The organism is Arenimonas daejeonensis, assembly GCF_007993735.1.
In the GTDB taxonomy this organism is placed as follows: domain Bacteria; phylum Pseudomonadota; class Gammaproteobacteria; order Xanthomonadales; family Xanthomonadaceae; genus Arenimonas; species Arenimonas daejeonensis.
Genome location: NZ_CP042453.1, coordinates 2,193,840 through 2,217,778, shown reverse-complemented (window position 1 = coordinate 2,217,778; position 23,939 = coordinate 2,193,840). Strand labels below are relative to the sequence as shown.

The 23,939-nt window shown below is 69.2% G+C and carries 25 protein-coding genes and 2 pseudogenes; 21 read left to right on the top strand and 6 right to left on the bottom strand.

Annotated elements, in window-relative coordinates:
• Positions 1–9 precede the first annotated feature (9 nt).
• The 19 genes and pseudogenes from FRZ33_RS10710 (at position 10) to FRZ33_RS10625 (ending at position 15,576) form a co-directional block, all read left to right on the top strand.
• Entirely contained in the window at positions 10–279 is a 270-nt protein-coding gene (locus FRZ33_RS10710; protein ID WP_146909576.1) for an acyl carrier protein, read from the top strand.
• Positions 280–576, top strand: coding sequence for a hypothetical protein (locus FRZ33_RS16320; protein WP_227977794.1), 297 nt, complete (start codon positions 280–282; stop codon positions 574–576).
• Complete coding sequence (locus FRZ33_RS16315; RefSeq protein ID WP_227977792.1) at positions 573–812, top strand: COG4648 family protein; 240 nt, start codon at positions 573–575, stop codon at positions 810–812. The genes FRZ33_RS16320 and FRZ33_RS16315 overlap by 4 nt, the downstream gene beginning before the upstream one ends.
• The gene (locus FRZ33_RS10700; RefSeq protein ID WP_146909574.1) at positions 802–2,484 is read left to right on the top strand and encodes an ApeI family dehydratase; all 1,683 of its coding nucleotides are present in this window, start codon (positions 802–804) and stop codon (positions 2,482–2,484) included. Before FRZ33_RS16315 ends, FRZ33_RS10700 begins: the two co-directional genes overlap by 11 nt.
• Positions 2,441–3,232: a glycosyltransferase family 2 protein gene (locus tag FRZ33_RS10695; RefSeq protein ID WP_146909573.1), complete on the top strand. Its 792-nt coding sequence runs from the start codon at positions 2,441–2,443 to the stop codon at positions 3,230–3,232. Before FRZ33_RS10700 ends, FRZ33_RS10695 begins: the two co-directional genes overlap by 44 nt.
• A gap of 183 nt (positions 3,233–3,415) precedes the next feature.
• A complete protein-coding gene (locus FRZ33_RS10690) occupies positions 3,416–4,171 on the top strand; it encodes a lysophospholipid acyltransferase family protein (protein ID WP_227977790.1) in 756 nt (251 codons plus the stop codon).
• Positions 4,062–5,704: pseudogene (locus FRZ33_RS10685) on the top strand (HAL/PAL/TAL family ammonia-lyase). Before FRZ33_RS10690 ends, FRZ33_RS10685 begins: the two are co-directional and overlap by 110 nt.
• The gene (locus tag FRZ33_RS10680) at positions 5,694–6,110 is read left to right on the top strand and encodes an acyl-CoA thioesterase (RefSeq protein ID WP_146909571.1); all 417 of its coding nucleotides are present in this window, start codon (positions 5,694–5,696) and stop codon (positions 6,108–6,110) included. Before FRZ33_RS10685 ends, FRZ33_RS10680 begins: the two are co-directional and overlap by 11 nt.
• Positions 6,107–6,748, top strand: a complete 642-nt coding sequence (locus FRZ33_RS10675) for an outer membrane lipoprotein carrier protein LolA (RefSeq protein ID WP_146909569.1) — start codon at positions 6,107–6,109, stop codon at positions 6,746–6,748. Before FRZ33_RS10680 ends, FRZ33_RS10675 begins: the two co-directional genes overlap by 4 nt.
• The gene (locus tag FRZ33_RS10670; RefSeq protein WP_227977788.1) at positions 6,741–8,987 is read left to right on the top strand and encodes an MMPL family transporter; all 2,247 of its coding nucleotides are present in this window, start codon (positions 6,741–6,743) and stop codon (positions 8,985–8,987) included. The genes FRZ33_RS10675 and FRZ33_RS10670 overlap by 8 nt, the downstream gene beginning before the upstream one ends.
• A gap of 85 nt (positions 8,988–9,072) precedes the next feature.
• A complete protein-coding gene (locus tag FRZ33_RS10665) occupies positions 9,073–10,317 on the top strand; it encodes an NAD(P)/FAD-dependent oxidoreductase (protein ID WP_227977782.1) in 1,245 nt (414 codons plus the stop codon).
• A complete protein-coding gene (locus FRZ33_RS15245) occupies positions 10,302–10,847 on the top strand; it encodes a DUF3261 domain-containing protein (RefSeq protein WP_158637193.1) in 546 nt (181 codons plus the stop codon). The genes FRZ33_RS10665 and FRZ33_RS15245 overlap by 16 nt, the downstream gene beginning before the upstream one ends.
• Entirely contained in the window at positions 10,844–11,062 is a 219-nt protein-coding gene (locus FRZ33_RS15620) for a hypothetical protein (protein ID WP_146909565.1), read from the top strand. Before FRZ33_RS15245 ends, FRZ33_RS15620 begins: the two co-directional genes overlap by 4 nt.
• Entirely contained in the window at positions 11,026–12,027 is a 1,002-nt protein-coding gene (locus tag FRZ33_RS10650) for a beta-ketoacyl-ACP synthase (protein ID WP_146909563.1), read from the top strand. The genes FRZ33_RS15620 and FRZ33_RS10650 overlap by 37 nt, the downstream gene beginning before the upstream one ends.
• Positions 12,024–12,485 (top strand): hotdog family protein, encoded by a 462-nt coding sequence (locus tag FRZ33_RS10645; RefSeq protein WP_146909562.1) that lies wholly within the window; start codon positions 12,024–12,026, stop codon positions 12,483–12,485. Before FRZ33_RS10650 ends, FRZ33_RS10645 begins: the two co-directional genes overlap by 4 nt.
• Positions 12,482–13,210 (top strand): 3-ketoacyl-ACP reductase FabG2, encoded by a 729-nt coding sequence (locus tag FRZ33_RS10640; RefSeq protein WP_146909560.1) that lies wholly within the window; start codon positions 12,482–12,484, stop codon positions 13,208–13,210. Before FRZ33_RS10645 ends, FRZ33_RS10640 begins: the two co-directional genes overlap by 4 nt.
• The gene (locus FRZ33_RS10635; RefSeq protein WP_146909559.1) at positions 13,210–14,439 is read left to right on the top strand and encodes a beta-ketoacyl-ACP synthase; all 1,230 of its coding nucleotides are present in this window, start codon (positions 13,210–13,212) and stop codon (positions 14,437–14,439) included. The genes FRZ33_RS10640 and FRZ33_RS10635 overlap by 1 nt, the downstream gene beginning before the upstream one ends.
• Before the next feature lie 29 nt (positions 14,440–14,468).
• Positions 14,469–14,879 (top strand): hypothetical protein, encoded by a 411-nt coding sequence (locus FRZ33_RS10630; RefSeq protein ID WP_146909557.1) that lies wholly within the window; start codon positions 14,469–14,471, stop codon positions 14,877–14,879.
• A gap of 166 nt (positions 14,880–15,045) precedes the next feature.
• A complete protein-coding gene (locus tag FRZ33_RS10625; RefSeq protein WP_146909555.1) occupies positions 15,046–15,576 on the top strand; it encodes a 4'-phosphopantetheinyl transferase family protein in 531 nt (176 codons plus the stop codon).
• Positions 15,577–15,594: 18 nt separating this feature from the next.
• Here FRZ33_RS10625 and FRZ33_RS10620 read toward each other — a convergent pair.
• The 5 genes and pseudogenes from FRZ33_RS10620 to FRZ33_RS10600 form a co-directional block, all read right to left on the bottom strand.
• A pseudogene (locus tag FRZ33_RS10620) lies at positions 15,595–17,846 on the bottom strand (heavy metal translocating P-type ATPase).
• 106 nt (positions 17,847–17,952) lie between these two features.
• Positions 17,953–18,363 carry a heavy metal-responsive transcriptional regulator gene (locus FRZ33_RS10615; RefSeq protein ID WP_146909553.1) on the bottom strand — a complete coding sequence of 137 codons (411 nt, stop codon included), beginning with the start codon at positions 18,361–18,363 and terminating at the stop codon, positions 17,953–17,955.
• A 66-nt stretch (positions 18,364–18,429) separates the two neighbouring features.
• Complete coding sequence (locus FRZ33_RS10610; RefSeq protein ID WP_227977780.1) at positions 18,430–19,752, bottom strand: multicopper oxidase family protein; 1,323 nt, start codon at positions 19,750–19,752, stop codon at positions 18,430–18,432.
• Positions 19,749–21,368, bottom strand: a complete 1,620-nt coding sequence (locus tag FRZ33_RS10605) for a TolC family protein (protein WP_146909551.1) — start codon at positions 21,366–21,368, stop codon at positions 19,749–19,751. The genes FRZ33_RS10610 and FRZ33_RS10605 overlap by 4 nt, the downstream gene beginning before the upstream one ends.
• Positions 21,369–21,452: 84 nt before the next feature.
• Positions 21,453–21,797, bottom strand: a complete 345-nt coding sequence (locus tag FRZ33_RS10600; protein WP_146909549.1) for a CopL family metal-binding regulatory protein — start codon at positions 21,795–21,797, stop codon at positions 21,453–21,455.
• A 130-nt stretch (positions 21,798–21,927) separates the two neighbouring features.
• Here FRZ33_RS10600 and FRZ33_RS15240 point away from each other — a divergent pair, with 130 nt between their 5' ends.
• Both FRZ33_RS15240 and FRZ33_RS10595 read left to right on the top strand, forming a co-directional pair.
• Entirely contained in the window at positions 21,928–22,218 is a 291-nt protein-coding gene (locus FRZ33_RS15240) for a hypothetical protein (protein WP_158637192.1), read from the top strand.
• Positions 22,113–22,514 (top strand): DUF4136 domain-containing protein, encoded by a 402-nt coding sequence (locus FRZ33_RS10595; RefSeq protein ID WP_158637191.1) that lies wholly within the window; start codon positions 22,113–22,115, stop codon positions 22,512–22,514. The genes FRZ33_RS15240 and FRZ33_RS10595 overlap by 106 nt, the downstream gene beginning before the upstream one ends.
• A gap of 291 nt (positions 22,515–22,805) precedes the next feature.
• Here the strand turns inward: FRZ33_RS10595 and moeB are convergent, their stop codons facing one another.
• Positions 22,806–23,933 carry a molybdopterin-synthase adenylyltransferase MoeB gene (moeB, locus tag FRZ33_RS10590; RefSeq protein ID WP_146910634.1) on the bottom strand — a complete coding sequence of 376 codons (1,128 nt, stop codon included), beginning with the start codon at positions 23,931–23,933 and terminating at the stop codon, positions 22,806–22,808.
• Positions 23,934–23,939 lie beyond the last annotated feature (6 nt).

Sequence of the window (23,939 nt, the reverse complement as noted above, 5' to 3'; positions counted from 1 at the left end):
AGCAAGACCATGACCAAGGACCAGCTTTTCCAGCGCATCGTCGCCATCCTCCACGACACCTTCGGCATAGATCCCGCCAAAGTGAACCTGGAATCGAAACTCGGCGAAGACCTGGACATCGACAGCATCGACGCCGTGGACCTGATCGTGCAGCTCAAGCCCTTGCTCGGCGGCAACCTCAAGCCGGAGGCTTTCCGTTCCGTGCGCACCGTGCAGGACGTGGTGGATGCCCTGCACGGCATGATGCACGTTGGCGCCGAATCACACGCAGGCGATTGAATGCGCGCCGCGACGGCCCTGGCCTGGCTGGCGACCCTGCTGTACCCCCTGGCGATCTGGTACGGGCTCGCGCGCTTCGAGCCGCGCTGGGTCGCTTTGTTCCTGCTGCTGTTGGCCGCGCTGCGTGCGCTCGCCTCGCGCGAGCCGGTCTGGCTGGGCGCGGCGGCCGGCGCCGGCCTGCTGGTACTGGCCAGTTGGCTCAGCAACGATGGCCTGCCGCTCAAGCTCTACCCCGTGCTGGTGAATGCCGCGCTGTTGGCGGTGTTCGCGCTCAGCCTGCGGCATCCCCGACCGTGATCGAACGCCTGGCCCGCCTGCAACACCCGGACCTGCCGCCCGCGGCGATTGCCTATGTCGCCAAGGTAACCCGGGCCTGGTGTCTGTTTTTCGCGGTCAACGGCGGCATCGCCCTGTGGACGGCGCTGGCCGCGTCGGATGCGACCTGGGCCTTGTACAACGGCCTGGTCGCCTACCTGCTGATCGGCGCCATGTTCCTGGGCGAACGCCTGCTGCGGCCACGTCATGAGCGCTGATTCCCGCATACCGCTGGCACGGCTTGCGCTGGCGTCGTCGGCGCCGCAGGACCTTGCCGTGACCGCCGATGTCACGCGCGGTGAGTTCCTCGCCCGCATCGCCGCCTGGCGATCGTGTTTCGAGGCGGCAAACGGTATCAACCACGCGCTTCACCTGGACGATGGCCTCGAATTCGCCGCCGCGCTGTTCGGAGGCTGGCAGGCCGGCAAGACGCTGTGGCTGCCCGGCGACACATTGCCCGCCACCCTGGCCCGGCTTTCGGACCAGGTGCAGGGCTGGGCGGGCGACCTGCCGCAGGGCCGGAAGCCCACGACCGCTGCACCAGCGCCGGTGGACAAGGAACTCGACGCCGACAGCTGCCGGCTCGTGCTCTACACCTCCGGTTCCACCGGCGAGCCCGGCGCCATCGTCAAGACGCTGCGCCAGCTGGACCGGGAAATCGCCGCGCTGGAAACGCAGTTCGGCACACTGATTGGCGACGCGGTGGTGCACGGCACCGTGTCGCACCAGCACATCTACGGCCTGCTGTTCCGCCTGCTCTGGCCGCTGTCGGCGCAGCGCGCCTTCGCACCCCGGCGCCTGGCCTACAACGAGGAACTGACCGCGCTGGGCCCGCCGCCACTGGTGCTGGTGGCCAGCCCGGCACACCTCAAGCGTTTGCCCGACAACCAGGACTGGACGGCGCTGTCGCGCGGCCTGCGCGCGGTGTTTTCCTCGGGCGGCCCGCTGCCGGCGGATGCCGCGCACGACGTGCAGCGGCTCTGGGGGCAGACGGCCATCGAAGTGTTCGGCAGCACAGAAACCGGCGGCATCGCCTGGCGCCGCGGCGGCGGCCTGCCGCAACCCTGGCAGCCGCTGCCCGGCGTCGCCTGGCGCATCCGCGAGGGCCTGCTAGAACTGCGCTCGCCGCATCTGGCCGACGAGCACTGGTACACCACCCAGGACCGCGCGCTGGCCCATGCCGACGGCGGCTTCGAGCTGCGCGGACGCGCCGACCGTATCCTCAAGCTGGAGGAACGCCGCATCTCGCTCAGCGCGATCGAACGTCGCCTGCTGGAATCTCCACTGCTGTCGGAAGCGCGCGTGATCGCCCTGCCTGGCCATCGCATCCTGGTCGCGGTGGCTGCCGTGCCGAGCACCGAAGGGCGCAAGCTTCTGGCAGGGCAGGGCAAGGCTGCACTCGGCAACGTGCTGCGCGCCTGGCTGTCCGGGCACACCGAAGCGATCGCGCTGCCGCGCCGCTGGCGTTTCCTCGACGTGTTGCCCAGCGACACCCGCGGCAAGACCAGCGAACGCCAACTGGCCGATCTGTTCCACCCGCACATGCCGGTGCCGCACTGGCTCGAACGCGATCACAACCACGCCCGCCTCACCCCGGAAGTGCGGCCCGAACTGGCCGCCTTCGACGGCCACTTCCCGCAGTCGCCGATCCTGCCCGGCGTGGCCATGCTCGACTGGACAGTGCGCCTGGGGCGCGAAGCGTTCGCGATTCCCGCCACGTTCCTGTGCATGGAGACGGTGAAGTTCCACCACCTCGTCCGCCCGGGCACGACCCTGCAGGTCGAACTCGACTGGCAGCCCGGCACCGGCAAACTGGGCTTCCGCTACCGGTCGGACCATGGCGTGCATGCCAGCGGTCGCCTGCTGTTCGATCCCGGGGCGGCGGCATGAGCCGGGATTTTCGCCGCTGATCGTGATCCCGGTCTTCGACCACGAGCGGGCGATCGTGCCGCTGATGGACCGGCTGCGTGCACACGGCGTGCCCTGCCTGCTGGTGGACGACGGCTCCGGCCCGGACTGCGCCGGAACGCTGCGCCGACTGGCCGCGGCCGAACCGGGCTGGATTTCGCTGCTGCGACTGGAGCCGAACCAGGGCAAGGGCGCCGCCGTGATGGCCGGGCTGCGCGAAGCCGGCCGCCGCGGCCACAGCCACGTGCTGCAGCTCGATGCCGACGGCCAGCACGACACCGCCGACGTGCCGGCTTTCCTGGCGCAGGCACGCGCCGAGCCGGACACGATCATCAACGGCCGCCCGGTCTACGACGACTCGGTGCCGCGCAGCCGGCTCTACGGCCGCTACGCCTGCCATGTCTGGGTCTGGATCAACACGCTGTCATTCGACATCGCCGATTCGATGTGCGGTTTCCGCGTCTATCCGCTGGCGCCGACCCTGCGCCTGCTCGACCGTACCCGCATCGGCCGGCGCATGGATTTCGATACCGAGATCATCGTCCGCCTGCACTGGGACGGCGTACCGGTACGCAACCGCCCGACCCGGGTGACGTATCCCGAGGACGGCGTCTCGCACTTCGACCTCTGGCGCGACAACGTGCGTATCACCGCTATGCACACCCGCCTGTTCCTCGGGATGTTGTGGCGCCTGCCGCGGCTGCTGGCGCGCAAACTGGTGCGGCAATGAAACGCCGGCACTGGGCCGAACTGGGCGAAAGCACCTTCGTCGGCGGCACCTGGGTGCTGTACGGCATCTACCGGTGGCTGGGGCGCTGGCCGTTCCGGGCCTGCCTGTACCCGGTGGTGTTCGCCTACTGGCTGGGCAGTCCGCTGGCGCGGCGTTCGTCGCTGGAATACCTGCGGCGGCTGCATGCTGCCGAACCCGGCGTGTTCGCCCGGCAACCCGGCGCGCGCGAGCCTGCGCCACTTCCTGCGTTTCGCCGAAACCCTGCTCGACAAGATGCTGGCCATCGGTGGCCACTACCCGCGGTCGAAAGTCGCCTTCACCGGCCACACCGACATGCTGGGCAGGGCGCAGCGCACGGGGCAGGGCGGGGTGATCGTGACCGCCCACACCGGCTGCCTGGAGCTGATGCAGATGGCGGCCGGCTGGCGCGAGGGCCTGCGCGTGACCATCCTGGTGCACACGGCGCATGCGCAGCGTTTCAACCGTATCCTCGAACGCCTGAACCCGGACGCGAGCGTGCGGCTGATGCAGGTCACCGACTTCTCGCCGACCACGGCGATGCTGCTGGCCGACCGGGTCGCGGCCGGCGAGTTCATCGCCATCGCCGGCGACCGCGTGCCCGTGTCGGGCGACCGCATCGCCCGCACGGTGTTCCTGGGCCACCCGGTGGACCTGCCCGCCGGCCCCTACCTGATCGCTGCGGTGCTGCGCTGCCCGGTCTGGCTGCTGTCCTGCCTGCACGAGGGCGAGGGCTACCACGCCCGCATCCAGCCGATGACCGACCAGGTGGTGCTGGCCCGCGGCGACCGCCAGGCCGGGCTGGACGCCCATGCCGGCCGGTTTTCGCACTGGCTGGCCGCCAGCCTGCGAGAATCGCCCTACGACTGGTTCAACTTCTTTCCTTTCTGGGACACCACCACCGATGCCCGCGATTCCTGATCCACGTCCGATCCTGATCGACGGCCGTCCGCTGCGGATCGAGGACGTGCTCGCGGTCGCCCGCCGCCAGGCACGTCCGGTGCTGTCGGCGGACCCGTCGTTCCAGGCGCGCATCAACCGCGGCGCCGAATTCGTGGACCGCCTTATCGCCGAGGACGGCGTGGTCTATGGCGTCAGCACCGGCTACGGCGACTCCTGCACGGTGGCCATTCCACCGGCCCTGGTGGACGAACTGCCGCACCACCTCTATGCCTACCACGGCTGCGGGCTGGGGCGGTTCCTGATCCGGAGGAGACCCGCGCGGTGCTGCTGGTGCGCCTGCAGTCGCTGGCGCAGGGCGTGTCCGGCGTCAGCCTGGGCCTGCTGCGGCAGCTCGAGGCGCTGCTGGCGCACGACATCCTGCCGCTGATCCCGGCCGAAGGCTCGGTCGGCGCCAGCGGCGACCTGACGCCGCTGTCCTACGTCGCCGCCGCCCTGTGCGGCGAGCGCGAAGTCTGGCACCAGGGCCAGGTGAAACCGGCCGCGGACGCACTGGCCGCACATGACCTGTCGCCGCTGCGCCTGCGCCCGAAGGAAGGCCTGGCGATCATGAACGGCACCGCGGTGATGACCGCGCTGGCCTGCCTCGCCTTCGGCCGCGCCGACCACCTCGGGCGCCTGGCCACGCGCATCACCGCCTACAACGTGGTCGCCAGCGCCGGCAACGCGCACCACTTCGACCAGACGCTGTTCGCGGTGAAACCGCATCCGGGCCAGCAGCGCGTGGCCGCGCGTCTGCGCGCCGACCTGGCCGCCGACCGGCCGCCGCGCAACGAACAGCGCCTGCAGGACCGCTACTCGCTGCGCTGCGCACCGCACGTGATCGGCGTTCTGGAGGACGCGTTGCCGTGGCTGCGCGCCAACCTCGAGAACGAGCTCAACAGCGCCAACGACAACCCCATCATCGATGCCGAGCAGGAGATGGTGCTGCACGGCGGCCATTTCTACGGCGGCCACATCGCCTTCGCGATGGACTCGCTGAAGAACCTGGTCGCCAACCTGGCCGACCTGCTGGACCGGCAGATGGCCCTGCTGGTGGACGCACGCTACAACCACGGTCTGCCGGCCAACCTTTCGGCCGCCAGCGGCGACCGCGCTTCGCTCAACCACGGCCTGAAGGCGCTGCAGATCAGCGTCTCGGCGTGGACGGCGGAGGCGTTGAAGCTGACCATGCCGGCTTCGGTGTTCTCGCGTTCCACCGAATGCCACAATCAGGACAAGGTCAGCATGGGCACGATCGCCGCGCGCGATGCGCTGCGGGTGATCGAACTGACCGAACAGGTGACCGCCGCGCTGCTGGTCACCGCACGCCAGGGCATCGCCCTGCGTCGCGCGCTTGATGGCGGCGCGCAACTGGCCACAGCGCCCGAGGCGATGTACGCCGACCTGGCGGCGCGCCTGCCGCTGGTGGTCGAGGACCGGGCGCTGGACGTCGAGCTGCGCCAGCTGCTGGCGGCGATCCGCGCCGAGGCATGGAGCCTGTATGCCGACTGATCTTTCCGCCGAGATCGAGCTGACGCCGGCCTTCCACGACCTGGACCCGATGGACGTGGTCTGGCACGGGCACTACATGAAATACCTGGAGCTGGCGCGCTGCGCATTGCTGCAGCGCTACGACTACGACTACCCGCAGATGCGCGACTCCGGCTACGCCTGGCCGATCGTTGACCTGCGCGTGAAGTACGTGCGTTCGGCGCGGTTCGGCCAGCGCCTGAAGGTGCGCGCACAGATCGTCGAGTGGGAGAACCGGCTGAAGATCGACTACCTGGTCAGCGACGCCGCCACCGGCGAAGTCCTGACGCGCGCACACAGCATCCAGGTGGCGGTGGACATGGCGACGGGCGAGATGTGTTACGCCTCGCCGACGGTGCTGCGGCAGCGGCTGGGCCTGTCGCCGTGACCAGGGCCTTCGCCGCGGCAATCCTGGCCGCGCTGCTGGCCTCGGCTTCGCCCGTGGCGTGCGCCAACGAAGACATGACGCCGCAGGCGGCCAGCGACGATGCCCGCGGCCGACTGGCCCGGCCGGCGGTACTGCGCGGAAGCTTCGAGCAGCGCAAGCAGTTGCAGGGCTTCAAGAACCCTTTGCTTTCGCGCGGTCGTTTCCTGTTGCTGCGCGACCGCGGCGTGATCTGGGACACCACCGAGCCTTTCGCCTCCAGCACGGTGCTGACACGCGACCGCCTGCTCACCCGGCAACCCGACGGCAGCACCCGGGTAGTGCTGGATGCCGCCGTTTCGCCTGCCATGGCGTCGGTGAATTCGCTGCTGCTGGCCCTGGTCGCCGGAGACCTGGACGCGCTGGCGCCGCAGTTCGAGATCAACGAAGACCGCCTGCCCGATGGCCGCTGGCAACTGCGGCTGCATCCACGCGATGCCGGACTGCAGCGGGTTTTCCGCGTCATCGAACTGCGCGGCGACGAACATGTGGACGAGGTGGCGCTGGAGGAAACCGGCGGCGACCACACCACGCTCCGGTTCCTCGAACTGAGCGACGAACCGGCCACCGCCAGCCCGGCCGAGGCGGCGCGGTTTGACTGAGCCCACGCAAGCCCGCGCACGCCTGTGGCCGCTGCTGGCCTGGCTGTGGCTGGCCGTGGTGGTCGCGATCGGCGCGCAGCAGACCGGCTTCTGGCGCGACGCCCGGCTGGACAGCGACGTCATGGCCCTGCTGCCGGGCGAAGGCGAGGACGCGTTGCAGCGCGCGGCCAACGCCCGCATCGGTGAAGCCGCCACGCGCCAGGTCGTCGTGCTGCTCAAGGCCGGGGACTGGGCCGGCACGCGCCGCGCCTCGGCCGCATTCCTCGCCGCTCTGGATCAACCGCCGCAACCCTTGGCCGCCGTGCACGACGACGGGGACACGCTGGCGCAGGCGCTGGCCCTGTATGCCCCTCACCGCCGCGGCCTGCTGACTCCGGCACAGCGCAAACGGCTGGAAACAACGGACGCCGCGGCACTCGCGGAATCCGCACTCGCCGCGCTCTACGGTTTCGGCCCCGGCAGCGGCCTGATGCGCTGGCAGGATGACCCGCTGGGACTGTGGCCGGACTGGTGGCAGGCGAGGGCAGGGCGGGTGCAGCCGCTAGATGGCCTGCTGACCTTGCAGGAGGGCGAGGCCCGCTGGGCGGTGCTGCGTCTTGAAAGCCGCACCTCGGCCTTCGCGCTCGACGGCGAACGACGCCTGCAGCACGCGCTGGAAACGGCTGAAACCGCCGCGCGTGACGCGGCCGGCACGCCACTCGAAGTCTTGCGCAGCGGTGTTCCCCTGCATGCAGAAGCCGCCGCGGCCCAGGCCAGCCGAGAGGTCAATACCATCGGCCTGGGATCGCTGGCCGCCGTGGTGTTGCTGGTGTGGCTGTCGTTCCGCAGCCTGCGGCCGATCCTGCTGGTGGCGCTGTCGCTGCTGGTCGGTGTCGCGGCCGGCGTGGCGGCGACCGCGCTGGTGTTCGGGCAGGTGCACCTGCTGACCCCTTTGTTCGGCGCCAGCCTGGTCGGCGTGGCCGAGGACTACGGCATCCACTATTTCGCCAGCCGCCAGGCCACGCCCGGGCAGGCGCCGCGATCCCTGCTGCGTGCGTTGTTGCCGGGACTCGCACTGGCCCTGGTCACCAGCGCGCTGGCCTATCTCGCCCTGGGCCTGGCGCCGTTCCCGGGGCTGCGGCAGATGGCGTTGTTTTCGGCCACCGGCCTGGTCGCGGCCTTCCTCACGGTGGTGCTGTGGTTCCCGTGGCTCGATCGAGGCACACCGCGTACCAGCCGCTTCGCGCACGCTGTCGCCGGCAGCCTGGCCATCTGGCCGCGCTGGCGTCCCGGGGCGGGCGGCTACGTGATGGCTGCGGTCGTGCTGGCCTTCATCGCCGGCGGCCTGTCGCAGCTGCGGGTAGATGACGACCTGCGCAGCCTGCAGAGTTCGCCGCCGGCCCTGCTGGCACAGGACCAGGCGCTGGGCCGGAAGCTGGGTTTGCCGAGTCCGGCGCAGTACTTCCTGGTCAGTGGCGACGACCCGGAAACGCTGCGGCAGGCCGAAGAGGCGCTGACGGATCGACTCGCCCCGCTGGTGCAGGCCGGCGAGCTGGGCGGCTGGCGTGCCGTCAGCGACTGGCTGCCCTCGACGGCTCGGCAGCAGGCCGATGCCCGCCTGGTCGCGACCGCGGAACACGCGGCACGGTCGCGCGCCGCGGCTGCACTGGACGAACCCGTCCCGCCGGCCGACAGCACGCACCCGCCGCTGACACCGGACGACTGGCTGGTGCACCCGGTGTCCGCACCGCTGCGCCCGCTGTGGCTGGGTGAAGTGGACGGGCAGTGGGGCAGTGTGGTCCTGCTGGAAGGCCCGGACCGCGCCGCCCTGCCTGCACTGGCGACGCTGGGCGAACAGTTGCCGGGCGTGCGCTGGGTGGACCGCACCGCCACCTATTCACGCCTGCTCGGCGAGTACCGGCAGAAGATGGGCGGGTTGCTGCTGGCCGGTTATGCGGCCGTGGCCCTGGCCCTGTTCCTGCGTTTCCGCGGCCACGCCTGGCGTGCGCTGCTGCCGACGGCGCTGGCCGCCGCGCTGAGCCTGGCGACCCTGGGCTGGCTGGGCGTACCACTGCAGCTGTTCGGCGTGCTGGCGCAGCTGCTGCTGCTGGGCATGGGGGTGGACTACGGCATCTTCCTGCTTGAACATCGCGACGACCCGGCCAGTTGGCTGGCCGTCTCCTTGGTGCCGCCAGCACCCTGCTGGCCTTCGGCCTGCTGGCGCTGTCGGCCACCCCGGCCCTGCACAGCTTCGGCCTGAGCCTGCTGCTGGGCATCGGCCTGGTCTGGGTGCTGTCGCCCTGTTTCCGTCCCGAACCCTCACCCCATTGAGCACCCAAGCCCCCATGGACCTGCGCACCGAACAAGTCGAGATCCTGATCATCGGCGCCGGCCCGGCCGGAGCCGTGGCCGCCGGCCTGCTGCGCCAGCAGGGCAGGGAAGTACTGATGCTGGAGAAGGAACAGTTCCCGCGGTTTTCCATCGGCGAAAGCCTGCTGCCGCAGAGCATGCAGTTCATCGAACAGGCGGGCATGCTCAAGGCCGTGATCGAGGCCGGCTTCCAGTACAAGAACGGCGCCGCCTTCGCGCGCGACGGCCGGCACACGCAGTTCGATTTCCGCGACAAGTTTTCCGAAGGCTGGGGCACCACCTACCAGGTGCAGCGCGCCGACTTCGACAAGGTGCTGGCCGACGAGGCCGAGCGTCTGGGCGCCACGGTGCGTTACCGGCACGAAGTGCTGTCGGTGGACGTCGAAGGCGACCGGCCGCGCGTGACGGTGCGTTCGCCCGATGGCGAAACCTATGCGGTGCAGGCGCGTTTCCTGCTGGACGCCAGCGGCTTCGCGCGCATCCTGCCGCGGATGCTCAAGCTGGAAAGCCCCTCGGGTTTCCCAGTGCGCGGCGCCATCTTCACCCACGTGCGCGACAACATCGCGCCGGGCTCGGCGGCTTTCGACCGCAACAAGATCCTGATCACCGTGCATCCCAGGCACGACCATGTCTGGTACTGGACCATCCCGTTCTCCAATGGCCGCTGTTCGCTGGGCGTGGTCGCGGAGACGGCCTTCCTCGACCAATACACCGGCAGCGAGACCGAGCGCCTGCGTGCCATCGTCGGTGAAGACCCGGGGCTGTCGCAGTTGCTCGCCGGGGCCGGATGGGACACGCCGGCGCGACAGATCGTCGGCTATTCGGCCAACGTGAAGTCGCTCTGGGGCAAGAATTACGCGCTGCTGGGCAATGCCGGCGAATTCCTGGACCCGGTGTTCTCATCCGGGGTCACCATAGCGTTCAAGTCCGCCAGCCTGGCCAGCGCCTGCCTGCAGCGTGTGTTCGCCGGGGAGCCGGTGGACTGGGAAGCGGACTACGGCAGGCCGCTGCGCGCGGGCGTGGACACCTTCCGCTGCTTCGTCGATGCCTGGTACGCCGGCGGCTTCCAGAAAATCATCTTCCATCCCAACCCGACCCCGGACATCCGCCGCATGATCTGCGCGATCCTGGCCGGGTACGCCTGGGACACGCGCAATCCCTACGTTGCCGAAAACAAGCGGCGCCTCGCCGTACTGGAGCAACTGTGTTCCGTTTCCTGAGCCTGGTGCTGTCCACGACACTGCTGGCCGCCTGCGCCAGCGCACCGACGCGCGCGCCTGCGCCGGGCGCCATGCCACCGCTGCGGCTGGCACCGGCGGAGCTCGGTCGCGAGCTGGTGCTGCGGCAGCGGCTCGATTTCCACCACGGCGAGCGACGCGAAAGCATCGAAGCGCTGGTGGAAGTGGATGCCGCGTCGGTGCGCCTGGTCATGCACGCGCAGGGCCAGGTCGCGCTGCGCGTGGACTGGAACGGGACGACCCTGGACCAGACTCGCGCTGAATGGCTGCCGCCGGTGCTGTCGGGCGAACGCGTGCTCGACGACCTGCAGCTGGTGTACTGGCCGGTGGCGGCGATCAATGCGCGCCTGCCCGCCGGATGGCACCTGGCCGAGGCCAGCAGCAACCGCCGGCTGCTGCAGGACGGCGAGATCGTCGCCACCGTGGTCTACGTTTCCGCGACTCATGTCCGGCTCCGCCAGCGGCGCCAGGGTTATGTGCTCGACATCCATTCCGTACCGGTGGCGCCGTGAGCGAGGTGTTCCTCAACACGCTCGGCATGGCCAATGCCCTGGGCCGCGACGTGGACGGGGTCGCCGCGAACCTCTTCGCGTCAGACGCGCCGCGTGGCGTCGCGCCGACCGACACGGTCACGTCCAACCGTCGGCTGGCGCTCGGCCTGGTCCCCGGACCCATGCCCGGACTCGGGCAATGGCCGCTCCGCTGCAGGGACGCAACAATGCGCTGATCGAACTCGCACTGGCGCCGATCCGCGCCGAGGTCGAACGTGCGGTCGATCGGTACGGTCCGGACCGTGTCGCCGTCGTGCTGGGCACCAGCACCTCGGGCGTCGGTGAAAGCGAGCGCGCGCACCGCGCATTCCATCGGGATGGCCGCTGGCCGCAGGACTTCCACTACGCGCAGCAGGAGATGGGCACGCCTGCGCATTACCTGGCCCACGTGCTCGGCCTGCGCGGGCCGGCGCACGTGATCTCGACCGCCTGTTCGTCCAGCGCCAAGGCCCTGGCCTCCGGCGCTCGCCTGCTGCGCGCCGGACTGGCCGATGCGGTGATCGCCGGCGGCGCCGACTCCCTGTGCGAATTCACGGTTGCCGGATTCAGCGCGCTGGCTTCGGTTTCGCAGACCCGCTGCAATCCGTTCTCGCGCCACCGCAACGGCATCAACATCGGCGAGGGTGCCGCGCTGTTCCTGATGACGCGCGAACCCGGCCCGGTGCGCCTCGCCGGCTGGGGCGAAAGTTCCGACGCCCACCACATGTCCGCGCCCGAGCCGACCGGTGAAGGCCCCGAACGCGCCATCCACGAAGCGCTGTCGCGCGCCGGCCTCAAGCCGGCCGACATCGGCTACGTCAACCTGCACGGCACCGCCACGCCGCAGAACGACGCGATGGAAGCCGCCGTCGTGTCGCGTGTGTTCGGCGCCGACACGCCCTGCAGTTCGAGCAAACCGCTGACCGGCCACACGCTGGGCGCGGCCGGCGCGATCGAAGCGGGGCTGTGCTGGCTGGCGCTGACGCGCCATGGCGGCCGTGCACTGCCGCCGCACTGGTGGGACGGCGAAGTGGACCCGGCGCTGGCGCCGCTGCACCTGGTGACGCCGGGTGCGCGGGCCGACCAACCGCTGCGCCATGTGCTCAGCCAGTCCTTTGCCTTCGGCGGCAGCAACGCCGCCCTGGTCCTGGGGGCGGCATGAACGACCCGCGCCAGGCCGCCGTCGAACGCATGTTGCCGCACCGTGGCGGCATGCTGTGGATCGACCGCGTGCTGCGCTGTGAGGACGACGACGTGTCGGTCGAAGCGGTGATCCGTGACGACCATCCCTTCCTCGACGGCGACCAGCTGCCGGCCTGGGTCGGCATCGAATACATGGCCCAGTGCATCGCGGCCTGGGCCGGCGGCCGGGCGCTGCGCCGCGGCGAGCCGGTGAAACCCGGCTTCCTGCTCGGTACGCGCCGCTACCAGGCCCATCGCGCCACGCTGGCGCTGGGCCTGCGGCTGCGCATCGACGCCCATTGCGAACTGTTCGGCGACAACGGCCTGGGCCTGTTCGCCTGCCGCATCTACGACGGCGACGAGGAAATCGCCACCGCCAACGTCTCGGTGTTCGAACCACCCGATGCCGACGCCTACCTGGGAAATCCGAACTCATGAGTGAACGCACCGTCCTGGTCACCGGCGCCAGCCGCGGCATCGGCCGCGCCATCGCCCTGCGCCTGGCGCGCGACGGTTTCGACCTGGTCGTGCACTGCCGCAGCCGGCGCGAAGACGCCGAAGCGGTGGCTGCCGAGGTCAACGCCCTGGGCCGCAGCGCCCGCGTGATCCAGTTCGATGTCGCCGACCGCGCCGGCTGCGCCGCGGCGATCACGGCCGACATCGAAAGCCACGGCGCCTACCACGGCGTGGTCTGCAATGCCGGCATCGCCCGCGACAACGCCTTCCCGGCGATGAGCGGCGAAGAGTGGGACGAGGTCATCCACACCAACCTGGACGGCTTCTACAACGTGCTGCAGCCGGTGGTGATGCCGATGGTGCGCCGGCGCCAGCCGGGCCGCATCGTTACCCTGTCCTCGGTGTCGGGCGTGGCCGGCAACCGTGGGCAGACCAACTACAGCGCGGCCAAGGCCGGCATCATCGGCGCCAGCAAGGCGCTGGCGCTGGAACTGGCCAAACGCCAGATAACCGTCAACTGCGTCGCCCCGGGCCTGATCGAAACCGAGATGCTTCCGGCCGAAGTGGTCGAGGAAGCGATGAAGATGATCCCGCTGCGCCGCATCGGCAAACCCGGGGAAGTCGCGGCCGTGGTCGCCTTCCTGATGTCGGACGAAGCGGCCTACGTCACCCGCCAGGTGATCTCGGTGAACGGGGGCATGGTCTGATGCGGCGCGTGGTGGTCACCGGGCGCGGCGCGCTCAGTCCGCTGGGGCACGACTGGCCGACGGTGCTGGCACGGCTGAAGTCGCGCCGCAACGCTGTGCGGGCCTACGAAGAGTGGGGCGCCTACAAGGGACTGAACACGCGCCTGGGCGTGCCCTGCGCGGACTTCGAGCTGCCCGACCACTATCACCGCAAGACCACCCGCAGCATGGGGCGTGTCGCCCTGCTGGCGACCCGCGCGAGCGAGCTGGCGCTGATCGATGCGGGGCTGCTGGGCGATCCGCTGCTGAAATCCGGGAAAGTTGGCATCTCGTACGGGTCGTCCGCCGGAACGCCGTCGTCCATGAGCGACTTCGGCCGCATGCTGGCCGAGATGAACACGCAGTACATCAACGCCACCACCTACATCAAGATGATGAGCCACACGGCGCCGGTGAACATGGGCGTGTTCTTCGGCATCACCGGCCGCATCATCACCACTTCCAGCGCCTGCACCTCGGGCAGCCAGGGCGTCGGCTATGCCTACGAGGCGATCAAGTCTGGGCGCCAGGTGGCGATGCTGGCCGGTGGTTCGGAGGAACTCGACGTCACCGCCGCCACCGTGTTCGACACCCTGTTCGCCACCAGCAACCGCAATGACACTCCGCAACTGACGCCACGGCCCTTCGACGCTGCACGCGACGGCCTGGTGGTGGGCGAGGGCGCGTGCACGCTGGTGTTGGAAGACCTGGAACATGCGCTGGCGCGCGGCGCCACCATCCATGCGGAAATCGTCGGCTACGGCACCAACAGCGACGGCCAGCACGTGACCCAGCCCAATGCCGCGACCATGGCGGTGGCGATGCGCCTGGCGCTGGACGATGCCGGCCTTGCGCCGGACGTCATCAGCTACGTCAATGCCCACGGCACCGCCACCGACCACGGCGACATCGCCGAGACCGCGGCCACGAATGCCGTTTTCGGCGAGCGCATGCCGATCAGCTCACTGAAGAGCTACACCGGCCACACTCTCGGCGCCTGCGGTGCGCTCGAGGCCTGGGTGACGCTGGAGATGCTGCGCGAAGGCTGGTTCCATCCCACGCTCAATCTGGAGGACGTGGACCCGCGCTGCGGCGCGCTGGACTACCTCGATGGCGACGGCCGCCGCATCGACGGCGAATACGCCATGAGCAACAACTTCGCCTTCGGCGGCATCAACACTTCGCTCGTATTCCGGCGCTGGCCGCACTGACCACCGACACGATTTCCCGAGGCAATCCGATGAAAACAACGACCGTCCTGCTTTCTCTCGTCCTTGCGCTGGCACCGGTCATGGCCGCCGCCAAGACAGACAAGCTTGATCCGCCGCAGCGCATGCTGTTCGTTGGCCCGGCCGGGAAAACGCCGGCACCCGACAGCCTGCGTGGCGCCATCGCCGCCGCAGGTAACGTTCGTGGCTGGCAGTTGATCGATGAGGTTCCGGGGCGCATGACCTTCCGGAACGTCATCCGGGGCAAGCACACTGTGGTTGTCGCCGTTGTCTACGATCCGCGCGGTTTCCAGATCGAATACGTATCGAGCGAAAACCTGAATTACAAGGAACGCCGGGGCCAGGCCTACATCCACCCGAAGTATCACCAGTGGATCGCCAATCTGGCTCAGGACATCAACGCCAGCGTTGCTGCACTCTAGGCGCACGCGGCGCTGTGACTAAAAATGCCTGCTCGAAGTCACCACGCTCGCCGCGTTCCCGCATCCGGACGCGGGTGACGGCTGGCTGAGCGCGGCGGAAGAATCGCGGCTGCAGACCATCCAGGCGCCGCTGCGCCAGCGCCAGTACCTCGCCGGCCACTGGCTGGTGCGTGAACTGGCCGCGCGCAGTTTCGGCGGCGAGCCGGGACAATGGTGCTGGGACGACCAGGCCGGGCCCCGCCCGCAGCTGCTGCGCGACGGGGTGCGCGCCTGGGCGACGCTGAGTCACAGCGGCGAACACCTGGCGGCCGCGGTCGCATCGCAGCCGATCGGACTGGACCTGGAACTTCCACGCCGGCCCCGGGATGTGATGGCCCTGGCGCGCCACATGTTCGCCGCCGATGAAGTGTCGCGGCTGGACGAAACCGAAGCCGGCGTCGAACGCGAGCGCCGGTTCTACATGTTCTGGGCGCTGAAGGAAGCGCGTGGAAAACGCGGCGGCGAAGGCCTGCAGGCGACGCAGGCACGACGGATCAGTGCGCGCCCCGGAGCGGCCGGCGACGCCGAAGCCTGTGTCTGGCCCCTGGGCGACACCGGTGCGCTGGCGGTCGCGGGCTGGCCTGGCCTGCGCATCCAGGCCCATGGACTGCCCACGGACATCAGCGCCGCCCATTGGACCTATGTTGCCGTCGATTGAATACGGCGGGCGCCGGGTTCAATCGATCCGCGCACGTCCCAGCCGCAGGGCATTCGACACCACCGACACCGAACTCAGGCTCATTGCCAGGGCGGCGATCATCGGGCTCAGCAGCAGGCCGGTGAACGGATACAGCAGGCCGGCGGCGACCGGCACGCCCAGCGCGTTGTAGACGAAGGCGAAGACCAGGTTCTGCTTCATGTTCGCGACCGTCGCCTGCGACAGGCGGCGCGCCCGCACGATGCCGCGCAGGTCGCCCTTGACCAGGTGACCTGGGCACTGGACATCGCCACGTCGGTGCCCGTGCCCATCGCCACGCCGACGTCGGCGCCCGCCAGTGCCGGCGCATCGTTGATGCCGTCGCCCGCCATCGCGACCTTGCGGCCCTCGGCCTTGAGCCGCTGGACCAGGGCGATCTTGTCCTGCGGGCGGACTTCGCCATGCACTTCATCGATACCCAGCGCCGACGCGACCGAGCGTGCCGTGGCGACGGCGTCGCCCGTGGCCATGACGATGCGCAGGCCTTCGGCGTGCAGGGCGCGGATCGCTTCCGGCGTCGAACCCTTGATCGGGTCGGCGACCGCGATCAGGCCGGCGAACCGGTCTTCCACCGCCACGAACACTACGCTCGCGCCCTCGTCGCGCAGGGTTTCGGCGCGCTCGGACAGGCTCGCGACATCCACGGACTCTTCATCCATCAAGGCGGTATTGCCGACCGCGACACGCCGGCCTTCGACCTGGCCGCGCACGCCGATGCCCGTCGACGACTCGAAGTCTTCGGCAGCGACCAGCGCCAGGCCACGCCGCCGCGCTTCGGCGACAATGGCCTCGGCCAGCGGATGTTCGCTGCCCTGGTCCAGGCTGGCCGCCACGCGCAGCAGTTCAACTTCTTCCATGCCTGCGGCGGGAATCGCCTCGCGGAACGTCGGGCGCCCTTCGGTCAACGTGCCGGTCTTGTCCACGACCAGGGTGTCGATGCGCCGGAAGTTCTCGATCGCCTCGGCGTCGCGGAACAACACGCCCGCCTGCGCGCCGCGCCCGGTTGCGACCATGATCGACATCGGCGTGGCCAGGCCGAGCGCGCAGGGGCAGGCGATGATCAGCACCGACACCGCGTTGAGCACCGCATAGGTCCAGGAAGGCTCGGGCCCGAACAGGCCCCAGCCCAGAAGGGTGAGCAGGGCGACGGCCAGCACCGCCAGCACGAACCAGAAAGCGACCTGGTCGGCCATGCGCTGCATCGGTGCCCGCGAACGCTGCGCCTGCGCGACCATCTGCACGATCTGCGCCAGCACCGTTGCCGAACCGACCTTGGCCGCGCGGATCACCAGGCTGCCGCTGCCGTTGAGCGTCGCGCCAATCACTTCGTCGCCGACGTCCTTGGCCACCGGCACCGGTTCACCCGTGAGCATGGATTCGTCGAGGTGCGAGCGGCCCTCCAGCACCAGGCCGTCCACTGGCACCTTCTCGCCGGGGCGCACACGCAGCCGGTCGCCGACATGCACATGGGACAGCTCGACGTCCTCTTCGCTGCCGTCGTCGCGCAGCCGTCTCGCGGTCTTCGGCGCCAGACCCAGCAGCGCCTTGATCGCCGCCGAAGTCTGCGCGCGTGCGCGCAGTTCCAGTAGCTGGCCCAACAGGGTGAGCGAGACGATCACCGCCGCCGCCTCGAAATACACGCCAACGCGGCCGTGCTCACGGAACGAGTCCGGGAACAGGCCCGGCGCCACGGTCGCGACCACGCTGTAGCCAAAGGCCGCTGCGACGCCCAGGCCGATCAGGGTCCACATGTTCGGGCTGCGGTTGCGGATCGACTGCAGGCAGCGTTCGAAGAAGGGCAGCGCAGCCCACAGCACCACCGGCGTGCTGAGCGCGAGTTCCAGCCAACTGCGGGCGGCATGCGGCAGGCCGGGCAATCTGTCGCCGAACATCGCCAGCACGAAGACGGCGACGGTCAGCGGCAGGGTCCACCAGAAGCGGTGGCGGAAATCGCGCAGTTCCGGATTTTCCTCTTCGTCAAGGCTGGGCATCTCCGGTTCCAGCGCCATGCCGCAGATCGGGCAGGTGCCGGGATGATCCTGCCGCACCTCCGGATGCATCGGGCACACGTAGAAAGTGCCGGGTGCCGCCTGCACGGGTTCGGCGGGCGCCGGACCGAGGAATTTCGTCGGCTCCACCACGAATCGCTCGCGGCAACGGGCCGAGCAGAAATGGAACGCCTGTCCGTCGTGTTCGGCGTGGTGGGGTGTTTTCACCGGATCCACGGTCATGCCGCAGACCGGGTCGAGTACGCCGCTGTCGGCCGGTTTCGAAGCGCAGCAGGGTGATTTGGCCCCAGCATCCGTAAGCCCGTGGTGGCCACCGTGGCCGTGGTGGTCATGCGTGCCCATGGGTCGTCTCCGTCGACAGGGCGGCAAGGATCGGGCATCGACCCCGGTCGCCGTGACCGGGACAGGCGTCCACCAGATGACGCAGGCCGTCGCGGATACGCTGCAGTTCCCCGATACGCTGCTCGATATCGGCCAGTTTCACCGTGGCCGCCTCGCGCACGGCGGCCATGTCCTCGTCGGGGCGCCGTGACAGCGCCAGCAAGTCGCGGATCTCGCGAAGGGTGAAACCCAGGTGCTTGGCGCGCCGCACGAAGCGGATGCGCGCCACGTCCTGTTCATCGTAATCACGGTAGCCGGACTCCCGGCGCTGGGCCGGGGGCAGGATGCCGTGGTTTTCGTAATAGCGGATGGTGTCGATCGGGACACCGGTGCGCTTCATCAACTCGCCAATCTTCATGGTCGTGATCCTCGACTGAGGCTGGCAGTGTCGAGCCTGGACCCTGGTCCAGAGTCAAGCCCGGAATCAGGCCGGCTTGCGCCGCACCGGGTCGCCGAAACCCGGGTCGGCGCTGACCCGCCGCGCCACCGTGCCGGCCGGATTGCGATACCAGCCCGGGTCGCTGAAATCGTCCGGCGCCTGGTCGTCGCGCACCTTCACCACGGTGAACATGCCGCCCATCTCGATGTTCCCGAACGGGCCCTTGCCGGCCATCATCGCCAGCGTGTTCTCCGGGCCCTTCATGTGGCCGCTGTCGGTGTGGTCCTGGTGTTCGGACATGCCGTGCTGGCCCATGGCCATGTAACCCGGGAGCATCTTCCGGATCTTCTCCTCGACACCGGACTGGTCCACGCCCAGGGTGTTCGGGATCTCGTGGCCCATGGGCCCCATCGTGTGGTGCGACATGTGGCAGTGGAAGGCCCAGTCGCCGGCGATGGCGTCGAACTCGATGTCGCGCATCTGGCCGACGCCGACGATCTCGGTGACCTCCTTGCGCCAGCGCGACTCCGGCCAGCGGCCGCCGTCGGAACCGGTGACCTCGAACTGCACCCCGTGCAGGTGGATCGGATGGTTCCACATGCTGAGGTTGCCGACCCGGATGCGCACGCGTTCGCCGGTGCGCGCGACCATCGGCTCGATCGCCGGGAAGACCTTGGAGTTGAAGGTCCACAGGTCGAATTCCTGCATCACCGCCGGGTCCGGCCGGCGCGTGCCCGGATGCAGGGCGAAGTTGTGCAGCAGCAGCGCGTAGTCGCGGTCCACCGTGTCGCCTTCGCGCGGGTGGATGATGAACAGGCCCATCATGCCCATCGCCATCTGCACCATCTCGTCGGCATGCGGGTGGTACATGTGGGTGCCGTGCTGCTTGAGCTCGAACTCGTAGGCGTAGGTTTCGCCCGGCTGGATCTTCGGCTGGCTCAGTCCGCCGACGCCGTCCATGCCACTGGGCAGGATCAGGCCGTGCCAGTGGATGGTGGTGGCTTCCTTCAGGCGGTTGGTGACATGGATGCGCACGCGGTCGCCTTCCACTGCCTCGATGGTCGGACCCGGCGTGCCGCCGTTGTAGCCCCAGCAGATCGCCTTCGAGCCGGGCGCGAACTCGTGTTCGAATTCTTCGGCGACGAGGTGGAATTCCTTGACGCCACTGTTCATGCGGTGGGGAAGGGACCAGCCGTTGAGCGTGCGCACTTTGCCGGCCCGATGCACGGCGGGGGAGGGCACGCCTTCTGGCGTTTGTGACGGCACATGGCCTTCATGGCCGCCGGACTGCGCGCCCGCCTGCACCGCCGTGGTGGTGACCAGGCCGGCGCCGGCGCCGATCAGCAGATTGCGTCGGGTCAGTTTCATGGCGTGGCTCCGTGGTGGTGGGCGTGTTCGTCTTCTTCCTCGGCGTCATTTTCCGGTTCCGGTTCGGATTCAGGGGCCGGTTCGCCGTGGTCCATGCCTTCGTGGCCGGAGTGATCCATCGCTTCCGGTTCGGCCGGCGCGCTGCCGCCGTGCTTGGAGTGATCAACCGTCTCGGGCGCCGCGTGATCCATGCCGCCGTGGCCGGAGTGGTCCATGCCCGCCTCACCCGGCGACAGGATCTCCTGCACGCTCGGCGTGCGTTCGCCGATGGCCGCGTCGCTGGGCAGGCGCTGACCGACGATGCGCGCCAGTTCCACCCGCGCCAGCCAGTAGTCGCGCACGGCTTCCAGGTAGGACTGGTAGGCGTCATATTCGTCGACCTTGGCGCGGATCAGCTCGAACACGCCGATCAGCATGTAGTTCTGCTGCTCCTGGCGACGTGCGACCACGGCTTCGCGCTGCGGGATCAGCGCCTGCTGGTGCGCGACGATCACGTCGCGCAGGGTGGCCACCGTGTGCGCATTCAGGCGCACGCCCTGTTCGACGGCCAGCTCGGCCTGGGCGACACGCGCCAGAGCGCCGGCCAGCAAGGCCTCGGCCCGTGCCAGCTTCGCCTGGCCCTGGTTGAAGATCGGCAGTTCCAGTTCCAGTGTCGGGCCGCGCAGGCGCTGGCCATCGGCATCGTCTTCCTGCTCGTAGCCGATCTCGCTGCCGCCAATCCAGCGCAGCCGGCGGGTGATGCCGAGGGCATCGGCCAGCACCTCGACCTCCTGGCGCGCGGCGAGCAGTTCGAGGTTGCCCTCGCGTGCCAGCGTCACCAGCGTTTCCGCCGGATCCTCTTCGGCCACGGGCATCGGCAGGCGATCGGCCGGTGCCCAGTCGGCGTCCTTGCCGCTCAGGCCGATTGCGCGGGTGAGTTCCAGCCGGGCCCGCGCCGCCTCGGAGGACGCACGCAGCGAGTCGATCCGCGCGCTGCTGGCCATGGCCTGTTCCTGCCGCAGTTGCAGTTCGCTGATGTTGCCGGCGTCGTAAAAACGTTGCGCCAGCTCGGCGCTGGTGGCGGCGCCTTCGGCGACCGCGGCGCGCATCTGCGCCACCTGCTGCGCGCCGATGGCGGCGTACCAGGCCGCTTCGACTTCACTGGCGACGCCCAGCACGGCAGCGGCGATTTCCAACCGGGCGCGTTCGAATTCCGCATCGGCCAGGCGTGCGCGCATCGGCAGCACCAGCAGGTCCGCCAACGGCAGGCTGAGTCCGACCGTGTGGTCCTCGCCCGAGCCGGGATCAAGCGCGAGCCAGGACAGCGACAGCCGGGGGTTTTCGACCTGCACCGCCTCCAGCACTTCGGCATGCGCCAGTCCCAGGCGCGCGTATTCCTCCTGCAGGCGCGGGCTGCGCAGCATCGCCATGCGCACGGCGCGCTCGGCGGTCATGGGTTCGGACAACCAGGCCCGCACGGATTCGGGTGTTTGATCCGATACGGCAGGCGGACCGCCGCGGGCGGTCAGCAATTCATCGATATCGGCATCGCCGGGGCGCGGCGAAGTGGTGGCGCAGCCGGCGAGGGCCGCGAGCAGGGCCAGCGCCAGCAGGTCGCGGCGGGGAAACAGGGTCATGGGTGAATCTCCAGGACATCCCGCGGAACGCAGGACGATTGGCCGCCAGGGTCGGCGAACAGGATCAGATACCGTTGCGGCAGATCAGGCGATCGGAGGTCGCAGCGGCGGCCGCATCGCCGCCGAGGGTGGGGTGATGTCACGCAGGGAAAGGCCGCGCGCGCCGGGCGGCAAAACCGACGGCGGACGAAGCACCTGCACCAGCCAGGCGCTGACGTGCAGGCAGTCGCACCGGCAGGTCTCGCCACCGCAGCAGTTGCCGGAAGGGTCCGGCACCGGCTCGGCCGCGGGTTCACCGTGGCAGGGCGGGGCGGCATCCGCAGCGACCTCGGCCTGCGCCATCCCGTGCCCGGCCGACACCGGCCCCAGGCCACCGGCCACGAGGGCCAGGACCAGCAGCAGGTTCAGCAGGGCGCGGACGGAAATCACGCGCGCATTCTAGCCCTTGCAACGTCCGTCACGTCCACGGCGATACTGTCCGGGCGATGGGGCCAAGGTCCAACTCAGCGCCCGGCGGCGCCCATGCCATGATTCAACCCACCTTGCCGAGGAGTCGATGATGAAGAAGCTTGTGCTGTTGTCCCTGGTCCTGCTGCTTTCTGCCTGCGCCACCACCGCGCCGCGCACCAGCATCGACTACGACCCGGCGGTGGATTTCGCCCAGCTCAGGACCTACAGCTGGCTGGACCACGACCTGGCCGGGCAGGGCGTCTCGCCCTTATGGTGTCCCGCATCATCGGCGCCGTGGACGCCCAGCTCCAGTCCAAGGGCTGGACCAGGGTTCCGCAAGGCCAGACCGGCCAGGTGGTGGTGGGCGTCGGCGTCTCCGTGCACCAGCAGCAGTCGGTGAACACCTACTACAACGCACCGATGTACGCCGGCTACGGCTGGGGCGGCCCGTACATGCGTCCGTATGCCTACGGCGGCATGGGCAGCGCCACCACCACGGTGCGCACCTACGATGTCGGCACCTTGATTGTCGACATGTTCCAGACCTCGACCAAGCAGGCGATCTGGCGCGGTACCGCCGAGAAGACCGTCAGCGACTCGCCGCAGAAGAACAGTGAAGCCGTCCAGATCGGCATCGAGAACATGTTCCGTTATTTCCCGCCGGCCGCCGATGCGGGCACGCCGCCAGCGAAGTAAACGCCAGCGCGGGACCGTTTCGACACGAAGGCCCGTGGCGGAATGCCGCGGGCCTTCGATTTTCTGCCGTGGGCTGAACAGGTGGCATAAAGGATCCAAGTGCTTCCAGGTTGGGAAGAAGGGGGCTCACCGTAGGGACCAAGGCCACCTGCATGGCCGTATTCTTTAATTGACATAATATACATTATGCGAAGTGATGCAGGCAGGATTACAGGGGTGCACCAGCCCCTCCCGACCGCCAGAAACCGTGCTGTCACAAGCTTTGATGGCTTACAGCACGGTGTAGTCAGATCAGCCTGCCCGGCAAAGTTCCTGCAAGGCCTGGTAGCCAGGGAAATGCCGGCCCGGCACACAGACTGGGCAGTCTGGATCGGCAGCCAACCGCGTCTCACGGAAACGCATCGCCAGTGCATCAAAATGCAGCAGGCGACCTGCCAGTGAGTCGCCCAAGCCGAGGATCAGCTTCAACACCTCGGTCGCCTGCAGCAGGCCGATGACGCCCGGCAGCACGCCCAGCACGCCGGCTTCGGCACAGTTGGGCGCGTCCTCGGGCGCGGGCGGTTCCGGAAACAGGCAGCGGTAACACGGCGCCTGGCCACGACGGCGGCCGGCATCGAACAGGCTCACCTGGCCCTCGAACCGGTGCACCGCTCCGTAGACCAGCGGTTTGCCCAACTGCACGCAGGCGTCCGACAGCAGGTAGCGCACCGGGAAGTTGTCAGCGCCATCCACGACCACGTCCACGCCGGACACCAGCGCCTCGACATTGTCGACATTGACCCGAACACGTTCGGTTTCGATCTGCAGCCGCGGATTGAGCGCCGACAACGCGATGCGCGCCGATTCGACCTTGGCCACGCCGATGCGCGCCTCGGTGTGCAGGATCTGCCGCTGCAGGTTGCTGCGGTCCACCACGTCGTCGTCGGCCAGCACCAGGGTGCCGACGCCCGCGGCGGCCAGGTAATACGCCGCCGGCGATCCCAGGCCACCGGCGCCGACCAGCAGCACCCTCGCCTGCGCCAGTTTGCGCTGGCCTTCGATGCCGACCTGCGGCAGGCGCAGGTGGCGGGAATAACGTTCCAGGAAATCGGCGTCCTCTGGCGCGCCGGCGGTTTCCGGCAAGCCCTCGGCGCGCCAGCGCTCGAAACCGCCAGTCACGGATCGCAGGCGCGAATACCCGGCCGCGGCCAACGCATCGGCGGCCAGCAGCGAACGGCGGCCGCTGCCGCAGATCAGCAGCACCTCGGCATCGGGATCGGGCAACCAGCGCCGTGGCTCGGCTTCCAGCGCCGCGCGCGCCACCGCAATTGCGCCTTCGGGCAGGCCCAGCGCGTGTTCGCCGGGCTCGCGCACGTCCACCAGCACGCAGCCGCCGGCCTGGCGCTCGCGCGCCTGTGCCGGGGTGATTTCCGCGATCATTTCCAT

Excerpts from the sequence above, each read along its gene's own strand:
- FRZ33_RS10650 (WP_146909563.1), top strand. The coding sequence starts at position 11,026 with ATGGCCGCTCCGCTGCAGGGACGCAACAATGCGCTGATCGAACTCGCA.
- FRZ33_RS15240 (WP_158637192.1), top strand. The coding sequence starts at position 21,928 with ATGAAGAAGCTTGTGCTGTTGTCCCTGGTCCTGCTGCTTTCTGCCTGC.
- FRZ33_RS10700 (WP_146909574.1), top strand. The coding sequence starts at position 802 with ATGAGCGCTGATTCCCGCATACCGCTGGCACGGCTTGCGCTGGCGTCG.
- FRZ33_RS10615 (WP_146909553.1), bottom strand. The coding sequence starts at position 18,363 with ATGAAGATTGGCGAGTTGATGAAGCGCACCGGTGTCCCGATCGACACC.
- FRZ33_RS10640 (WP_146909560.1), top strand. The coding sequence starts at position 12,482 with ATGAGTGAACGCACCGTCCTGGTCACCGGCGCCAGCCGCGGCATCGGC.
- FRZ33_RS16320 (WP_227977794.1), top strand. The coding sequence starts at position 280 with ATGCGCGCCGCGACGGCCCTGGCCTGGCTGGCGACCCTGCTGTACCCC.
- FRZ33_RS10645 (WP_146909562.1), top strand. The coding sequence starts at position 12,024 with ATGAACGACCCGCGCCAGGCCGCCGTCGAACGCATGTTGCCGCACCGT.
- FRZ33_RS10710 (WP_146909576.1), top strand. The coding sequence starts at position 10 with ATGACCAAGGACCAGCTTTTCCAGCGCATCGTCGCCATCCTCCACGAC.
- FRZ33_RS10610 (WP_227977780.1), bottom strand. The coding sequence starts at position 19,752 with ATGAAACTGACCCGACGCAATCTGCTGATCGGCGCCGGCGCCGGCCTG.
- FRZ33_RS10665 (WP_227977782.1), top strand. The coding sequence starts at position 9,073 with ATGGACCTGCGCACCGAACAAGTCGAGATCCTGATCATCGGCGCCGGC.
- FRZ33_RS10680 (WP_146909571.1), top strand. The coding sequence starts at position 5,694 with ATGCCGACTGATCTTTCCGCCGAGATCGAGCTGACGCCGGCCTTCCAC.
- FRZ33_RS10690 (WP_227977790.1), top strand. The coding sequence starts at position 3,416 with ATGCTGCCGAACCCGGCGTGTTCGCCCGGCAACCCGGCGCGCGCGAGC.
- FRZ33_RS10635 (WP_146909559.1), top strand. The coding sequence starts at position 13,210 with ATGCGGCGCGTGGTGGTCACCGGGCGCGGCGCGCTCAGTCCGCTGGGG.
- moeB (WP_146910634.1), bottom strand. The coding sequence starts at position 23,933 with ATGATCGCGGAAATCACCCCGGCACAGGCGCGCGAGCGCCAGGCCGGC.
- FRZ33_RS10630 (WP_146909557.1), top strand. The coding sequence starts at position 14,469 with ATGAAAACAACGACCGTCCTGCTTTCTCTCGTCCTTGCGCTGGCACCG.
- FRZ33_RS10695 (WP_146909573.1), top strand. The coding sequence starts at position 2,441 with ATGCCAGCGGTCGCCTGCTGTTCGATCCCGGGGCGGCGGCATGAGCCG.
- FRZ33_RS10605 (WP_146909551.1), bottom strand. The coding sequence starts at position 21,368 with ATGACCCTGTTTCCCCGCCGCGACCTGCTGGCGCTGGCCCTGCTCGCG.